This window comes from Micromonospora sp. NPDC005161 (genome assembly GCF_053599855.1).
Genome location: NZ_JBSFYQ010000032.1, coordinates 1 through 7,130 on the forward strand (window position 1 = coordinate 1; position 7,130 = coordinate 7,130).

8 protein-coding genes and 1 pseudogene are annotated in these 7,130 nt (G+C 69.2%); 2 read left to right on the plus strand and 7 right to left on the minus strand.

Going from position 1 to position 7,130, the window contains the following annotated elements:
- Positions 1-503: 503 nt before the first annotated feature.
- A pseudogene (locus ACWD5O_RS26035) lies at positions 504-1,323 on the plus strand (DUF4184 family protein).
- 204 nt (positions 1,324-1,527) lie between these two features.
- On the opposite strand, the gene ACWD5O_RS26040 reads toward ACWD5O_RS26035, so the two are convergent.
- From ACWD5O_RS26040 to ACWD5O_RS26070, 7 genes are all read right to left on the minus strand, one after another.
- Positions 1,528-2,064, minus strand: coding sequence for a hypothetical protein (locus ACWD5O_RS26040; protein WP_450086835.1), 537 nt, complete (start codon positions 2,062-2,064; stop codon positions 1,528-1,530).
- Positions 2,065-2,110: 46 nt separating this feature from the next.
- On the minus strand, positions 2,111-3,355 hold the full coding sequence (locus ACWD5O_RS26045) for an IS256 family transposase (protein WP_450086880.1): 1,245 nt from the start codon (positions 3,353-3,355) through the stop codon (positions 2,111-2,113).
- A 44-nt stretch (positions 3,356-3,399) separates the two neighbouring features.
- Entirely contained in the window at positions 3,400-3,885 is a 486-nt protein-coding gene (locus ACWD5O_RS26050; RefSeq protein ID WP_450086836.1) for a hypothetical protein, read from the minus strand.
- A gap of 324 nt (positions 3,886-4,209) precedes the next feature.
- Positions 4,210-4,986 carry a DUF4184 family protein gene (locus ACWD5O_RS26055; protein WP_450086837.1) on the minus strand — a complete coding sequence of 259 codons (777 nt, stop codon included), beginning with the start codon at positions 4,984-4,986 and terminating at the stop codon, positions 4,210-4,212.
- Positions 4,987-5,250: 264 nt separating this feature from the next.
- Positions 5,251-5,370 (minus strand): response regulator transcription factor, encoded by a 120-nt coding sequence (locus ACWD5O_RS26060; protein ID WP_387328964.1) that lies wholly within the window; start codon positions 5,368-5,370, stop codon positions 5,251-5,253.
- The gene (locus ACWD5O_RS26065) at positions 5,367-5,960 is read right to left on the minus strand and encodes a sensor histidine kinase (RefSeq protein WP_354968699.1); all 594 of its coding nucleotides are present in this window, start codon (positions 5,958-5,960) and stop codon (positions 5,367-5,369) included. The genes ACWD5O_RS26060 and ACWD5O_RS26065 overlap by 4 nt, the downstream gene beginning before the upstream one ends.
- The gene (locus tag ACWD5O_RS26070) at positions 5,860-6,435 is read right to left on the minus strand and encodes a hypothetical protein (protein ID WP_450086883.1); all 576 of its coding nucleotides are present in this window, start codon (positions 6,433-6,435) and stop codon (positions 5,860-5,862) included. The genes ACWD5O_RS26065 and ACWD5O_RS26070 overlap by 101 nt, the downstream gene beginning before the upstream one ends.
- A gap of 266 nt (positions 6,436-6,701) precedes the next feature.
- Between ACWD5O_RS26070 and ACWD5O_RS26075 the strand changes: the two genes are divergently transcribed.
- The coding region (locus tag ACWD5O_RS26075; protein ID WP_387328969.1) for a DUF6223 family protein at positions 6,702-7,130 on the plus strand (429 nt) is incomplete at its 3' end.

Genomic DNA, 7,130 nt, shown 5'->3' on the forward strand with positions numbered 1-7,130 from the left:
TTGGTCGATTGCTGTCTTACCGGGAGCCTCGTCCTATGTCGACACCGGCCTCCCGCACTGCCCGTGACCTGCACCGTCACGATGAAAATGGCTCATTGCCGTAGGTCAGGGCGCTCGCGGGCGCAGGTGAAGCGGCCGCCATGGTTCGTTCGGGACGAAGAGGTCGGCCCGGTGACAGTCGGGGGCAGAGGGGTCCACGGCCAGGTTGTCTGTCGTGGCCGCGATCTATGGTGTCGGCAGTGAGCCGGTCTAAGCAACCGTCTCAAGACGCAAGAGTCGTTGATCTGAAAAGCAGATCCTGCACAACCATGCACAGTAGCCACCGCAACGGCCGCGGCCGAGCGAAGTGGGCGGCGCGCTGCACGCCCGCCCTGGACCCTTCGCCATCACCTTCGCGAAGGCCTCATTATCCGCAGCACCGCCAACGACCACGCCGCATGGATTACATCGGAAACCGGTCACTCCCTCCCCCGGGCTGAAGTACTGGGTGGGAAGATGCGCCGATGCCGCTGACCTTTCCGTCGCACCCGGGTGTGGTACTCCCGCTCAAACTCTGGCGACCCCGCTGGTTCGACGGTGTCGCGCTGACGACCGGTGCGGTCGCACCCGACGTCAAGTACGCGTTCCTCGGGGTCGGACCGGAGTGGCAGAGCCACACTCTCACCGCGCTGGTGTGGTGGTGTCTGCCGGTGGCGCTGCTCGGCGCGTGGCTTGTCCGCGCCACCGTCGCGACCCTCGCCGCCCACCTACCCCACCTGGGTCCGTTCGCGCTGCGCGACTACGGCGTGCTCGCCAGTGCGCTATCGATGGCAGATCACCGCAGGATGTGCGCTGCTCGGCGCGGCCAGTCACATCGGCTGGGACTACCTCACCCACACCGTGGCGTGGCAGCGCATCGTATTCGGCACCGACTGGGACTCGGTCAGCGAGATCGCCTGGTGGACGGTGTCCGACATCCCCAGCACTCTCTTCGGGGCGCTGGTCACGCTCGGCGTCGCCGTCGTGATCGGCCGCCGCCGGCTGCTTCGCGACTGGCACGGCACCCCACAGCCAACCCGCACCCGCTCGATGATGTTCTGGTCCGTCGCCGGCGCCGTCGCAACCATCGGGTACGCCCTGACCCCGCTGCTGCCAGCCGCGGAACTGCCATGGGCGACTGTCGTACGGCTACTGTGCGTCACAGCTGGGGCGCTGCTCGTCGCCGCTGTGGCGGTTCAAGCAGTGAACGCCAAGACCGCCCCCGCTGAGACCCGGACGCAAGAACCTGGCAGCAAATCGGAAGTGCCGCCCTCGTCGCCGAGCGCCTCGCCGCCGCCACGATGAACGCTGCCCGATCGCCGCAGCGGTACGCTGCTGCGCCGCAAGGACGGTGGAGATTCAACCGCTGCGGCAGCCAACCTACCGGGCCTGGCGGGCTTGCAGCATCGGTCGCACCGGCCGATTTCGTGTCCGCCTCAGACCTCCCCGGAGGTGGAGCGAAGGTCGGTGTGTGAGCCGGCGATCGTAGCTGCGGCTGTGGCGAGCTCTTCAGGTGTCACGCGAGCCGCAAGGTGGGTTGCGATGCCCCCCAGGTTTAACTCGCGCACCCGGTCGACGTCGACGTCGTTTAGCCCGCAGGTGCTCTTCAACCGGCCAGTAGTTGTCCAACCGTTTCGCGAGCGCGGCCAAGGCCCAGGCGAAGTCGACAGCGGGAAGTCTGACGGCCCCGCTGCCGCTGCTGACCTGCTGCCCGTAATCGGCGGCCCACAACTCCAGGCCCCAGCCGGGCCAGCGAGCCGGCCACGTCTCGGTCACTCCCTTCAAGGGGATGATGCTCCAGAGACCGGCACGGCGCGCCGAAAGGTCGAGGTGAAGTCCCGCGGTCGGAATGGTCCGGCACGAGGAAACGAGGTGGCGGCCGTCGAGTTCGGCCATCAGCTGCGGGCCGCCCAGCCAGGGACGCTGCGCTCCCTCGGTCAGTCCATAGGCGCGGCGACCAGCGTCGTCGAGCACGCTGACCAGAAATTCGATCGGCCCATCGGACCAGCCTTCGCCGTCCTCGTACAGGGCCGGCCGCGCGGTCAAGTCCTTGGACGTGGTGTTTGCGGTTGAGCGTGATTCTTCGTTGTTGTTAGGCGCTGAGTGCTGGTAGGTCGTTGGTGTCGGTGGTCTCGTTCGTGTCGGTGGTGATGAGGGTGAGGCGGGATTTGGCGAGGATGTCGAGGCCGAGGTAGCGGCGGCCTTCGGTCCATTCGTCGTGCTGTTCGGCCAGGACCGCGCCGACGAGGCGGATCAGGGCGTGGCGGTCGGGGAAGATCCCGACGACGTCGGTGCGGCGGCGGATCTCGCGGTTGAGGCGTTCCTGCGGGTTGTTCGACCAGATCTGCCGCCAGATCTCCTTCGGGAAGCCGGTGAATGCCAGGACGTCGTCGCGGGCGGCCTCGAGATGGTCCGCGACGGCGGGCAGCTTCCCGGCCACGGTGTCAATGAGGCGGTCGTACTGGGCGTGCACGGATGCGGCGTCGGGTTGGTCGTAGACGCTGTGCAGCAACGTTTTGACCCATGGCCAGGACGCCTTCGGGGTGGCCGACATCAGGTTCGCCGCGTAGTGGGTGCGGCAGCGTTGCCACGTCGCGCCGGGCAGGGTGGCGCCGATCGCGTCGACCAGGCCGCGGTGCGCGTCCGAGGTCACCAGGCGCACCCCGGACAGGCCCCGCGCGGTCAGGTCGCGGAAGAACGCGAGCCAGCCGGCGCCGTCTTCGGCGCTGGTGACCTGCAGGCCGAGGATCTCCCGGTGGCCGTCGGCGTTGACGCCGACCGCCACGAGGGCGTGCACGTTGACGACTCGGCCGCCTTCGCGGACCTTGAGGACCAGGGCGTCCGCGGCGACGAACGTGTACGGGCCTTGGTCGAGCGGGCGGGTGCGGAACGATGTCACGTGTTCGTCGAGGTCGCGGGCCATGACGCTGACCTGCGACTTCGACAGCCGGCTGATGCCCAACGATTCGACCAGCTTGTCCATCCGCCGTGTGCTGACGCCGAGCAGGTAACACGTCGCCACCACCGACGTCAGGGCCGCCTCGGCCCGCTTGCGGCGTTCGAGGAGCCAGTCGGGGAAGTACGAGCCCTGCCGTAGTTTCGGGATCGCCACGTCCAGGGTGCCGGCACGGGTGTCGAAGTCGCGGTGCCGGTAGCCGTTGCGGATGTTGACCCGTTCCGGGGAGCTGGTCCCGTACTGCGCGCCGCAGATCGCGTCGGCCTCGGCGGACATCAGGGTGTCGATGAACGTGGTCAGCAGGGTGCGCAGCAGGTCCGGTGACGCCGCAGCGAGGTGGTCGTGCAGGAAGCGGGCAGGGTCGATACTGGGATTGGCCATCGCGTGGAACTCCTCGAGCTTGAGCGGGAACTCAGATCGAAGAATCACGCGGTGGCCGCCTCACGTCTACGCCAAGCCCACCTCAACGGGCCTGCCACACACCACTCTGCGGGACGCAACTGGCCGCGCGCAGGCATCCGCTGCCGCACCGCCTGGCGGTCCTGGCCGAGGTATGCCACGAGATCGCCGATTCCGTCGTAGGCCCAACGTATCTTCCAGCCAGCCCAGGTACGCCCGTACGCTTCGAGTAGCGCGGCCCGATAGTCGTACCGGCCGCCGAGGGCGACATGACCGAGCAGACTGAACATCAGCAGCGTGCGGTGATCTACGTCAATCAGCACGCCGCCTTCGCAGGACAGGTCATCGAACCACTCGTCCGTCCGACAGTCGTCGAGCTGGTCGAGCCACCGCAGCGCGGCCGCGGGACCGATCGCGAAGTGATAGTCGAGGCTGTAACCAGCCCCGCCGCCCTGCGCGTACAGCTGGTGGCGCCCATTGCGAATCACGACGTAATTCACTCTGCTACCCATGGCCGCCGATGCTATGGGGCGGCCCTCCGGAGCTGTTAGCGTTGTGGTTCACCATGCGGCTGCCGCTGTACCTACTTCTCACCCACGGACCCAAGCCGGTTTCATTGTCTTCGTGGCGCCTTCGACTGTCGCGAGACCGGCGGCATACGGCCTCGGGCCCCGCGTTGTCTAGTGCCTTACGCGACGACGACCGCCAGCACATGCAGCTACCGACCCGTCTCTACCGGGTCACGCTGCCGGTAGACCTGGATGCCGTGGTCGCTTTTGCGGTAATCAGGATGGCATCAGGGCGAGGCGTAAGAGTTTGACAGCTTCGAACCTGGGCTAGCTTGAGCGGCTGCGGCCAGCGCGGGATCGGTGGTCGTGCCGGGCCAGGACGGTGTAGCAGGCCGCGAGGACGATCGCGGTCGTCATAGCGGCACCGCCGGCACGGGTGACGGCCAGGAACACCATTCGCTGCGGTGCCACCTCTTCCGTGGCGGCCAGCGCGGCGCCGGCTGCGGCGGCGAGGCCGATGGCCGTCCAGGCCAGCACCACGAGCACCCGCTCGGCCGACGGCCACTGCGCGGTCGCCGTCGCGGGCGACTGCGTACGCCACCATCGGACCAGCCAGACCACGACGACGCAAGCGCCGACGACGTCGCTCACCCGCTGCGCCCAGCGATAGCCGGGCATGCCGAGGTGCGACTCGGCCAGCCAGCCGATGTGCGCGGTACCCCACATCCCGTCGTGTGTGAACGAGTCCCACAGCACGTGGGTCGCCGCGCCGAGCACCAGCGAGACGACCAGTATCGCCACGCGGACAGCCGGCCGATGACGGTGACGCGCGGGCGGGGGTCGGCGATCGCGTAGCCGGATCGGCGAGATGGCGATCAGGAAGCGGGCCAGCAGCCCATGCCCCAGGGCCACTGCCGCCAGACCCAGCACCACGTCGACGCCGAGGACCCCGGCGAGCGAGTGGGTCAGCGTCGCCTGCACCGGCAGCGGCAGGTAGTAGGGCAGGTCGGGGACCATGCTCTCGAGCACGAGGGCCGACGGCGCCAGCCAGGCTGACCGCGCCAGCGGCAGCACGGCCGCGACGTGACTACCGGTGAACGGCACCTCGCCTCCCTCGCTTGGATGGATCCTGGTGCGCTGTCACCGCCGGCTGGCGGTGTACAGGCCGGGCACCACGGTGCGGCTGTCGCCGCGGGGGTCAGCCGCGCAGGGAGCCGCTGCTCTTACCGGCGGGGTCCATTGCGACGCAGGCGACATTGTGGTCACCTCTCATCCACGCCGGCTGCGTCGGATAGAGAACGAAGAGCTCCCAGGATTCAAAGTCCGCCGTCGGGGCGTAGGACTCGGGCAGGTGGTCCCTGGCCAGCGCTAGGCCTCGCTGCCGTTGGCGGCCTCGGCCACCACCTCAATGTCGTCCTCGACGTCAAGGAGTGCGCGGAATCCGCTGCGAAGGAGCGGCTGGTCGTCGACCAGCAGGACACGGATCATGACATTTGATCCACGGGAAGGTCGGCTTGGACGGTGAAGCCGCCCTCGCGGCGCGGTCCCGCGAGTAGTTGGCCTCCGAGGGCGGTGACTCGTTCGCGCATCCCGAGAAGCCCGACGCCGGGCACCGGCGCGGTGTCCGGCGTGGCCTTGCCGTCGTCATCGACGCGGATCGCGAGGGCGTCGGGACGGTAGTCGATCCGGACCGACGCCGTAGCGGCGGCGGCGTGACGGGCGATGTTGGTCAGCGCCTCCTGAACGATCCGGTAGGCGGTGCGGTCCACCGCTGCCGGCACGTTGTTGCGGTGTCCCTCGATCGTCAGCGTCGTGTCCAGGCCGGTCGCACGGACCCGTTGCACCAGTTCCGGGACGTGGTCGAGCCCATGCGGCGGGTTCTTGTCGTCGTCGCGCAGCGCCTCCAGGGTCGCTCGCAGTTCCCGGGCCGCCTCACGACCGGCCTCCCGGATCGCCAGCAGGGCCTCCGGCACCTGTTCACCCCGCTTGCGGGCCAGGTGGACAGCGACTTCGGCCTGCACCTTGATGACGGAGATCTGGTGGGTAAGCGAATCGTGCAGCTCCCGCGCGATGTGCAGCCGCTCCTCGTTGGCGCGGCGCCGCGCGGTCTCCTCGCGGGTGCGCTCGGCCTCGTCCCGCCCGGCGCTCGGCCTGTCGCAGCGCTTCACCCGCCGCACCGGCGGCGATCAGCCAGGCCAGCTCGAGGACACCTCGGGCCCGCGCGAACGCCTCGCCCGTGTCGTGCAGGCCCGAGGCCATGGCCGCGAGGGGAAGAGCAGCCAGCATGATCACGCTCGTCGCCACCGTGATAGAGCGGTGTCCCGCCCGCACGGCGGCGTACACCGCGAACAGGTACGCGACGGCAGGCACGTCGAAAGCGGCCGCCTGGTAACCCACCGCGCACAGCCCGGTGACGGCCAGGACGGGAACCGGCGCGCGGCGGCGCGCGGCCAGCGCCAGGCCGCCGGCCGTCAGCAGCGCGTAGCCGAGCAGGTCGAGGTTGGTGGCGGAGTGCTGCCCGGACAGCCCGGTGACCAGCAGGATCGCCGCCACGCCGGCGGCGATCGCCCAGTCTCTGACACCGATCCGTCCCCTGCTCATGCGCGCACCCTAACTGGGTGTCTGCCCTGGCGACTCCTGCGCGCGGATGAACGGCCGGGTACCGCACACGCGGTACCTTCCCGGCTTCTGCGGCATCCGCGGCAGCCGGATGCGCCGCTTGCGGCAGCGTGAAGTGCCCGCGTCAGCAGGACGACAGGTGGTGGGTCCGCCGGACAGGATCAGGCGACGTCCAGTCGTAGGAAGATGAGGAGAACCTCATGACCGTCCGTCGCCTGCTTACCGCAGCCGCCGCCGCCCTGCTCGGCGTCTTCGTGTTTGCCACACCAGCGGCCGCGCAAGTCTGTGCGACGAAGGCAGAATGCGCGGGCCAGGGTGTCGATACTTTCATCGGGACCCCCGAGCGAATCTGGGCCAGCGTTGCCGCACTGGTGGCGCTGGTCGGCGTGGTCATCGGCGGGCTGGCGCTGCGCTCCGTCCGTCGTATCGGCAACGGCGGGAGGAAGGGGGCCATCGTGGCCCTGGTGACGGGGCTGACCGGCGCGGTCAACGGAGCGGTGAATCTGGCGGTCGCCGACGGTGGTCTCGGCACCGGCAACGGAGTAGCCGGGGGTGCCTTGGCCCTGGTGCTGGGGCTGGTCGGCGTGGTCCTCGGCTGGCTGGCTCTGGCCCGCTCCCGCCGCACCGGC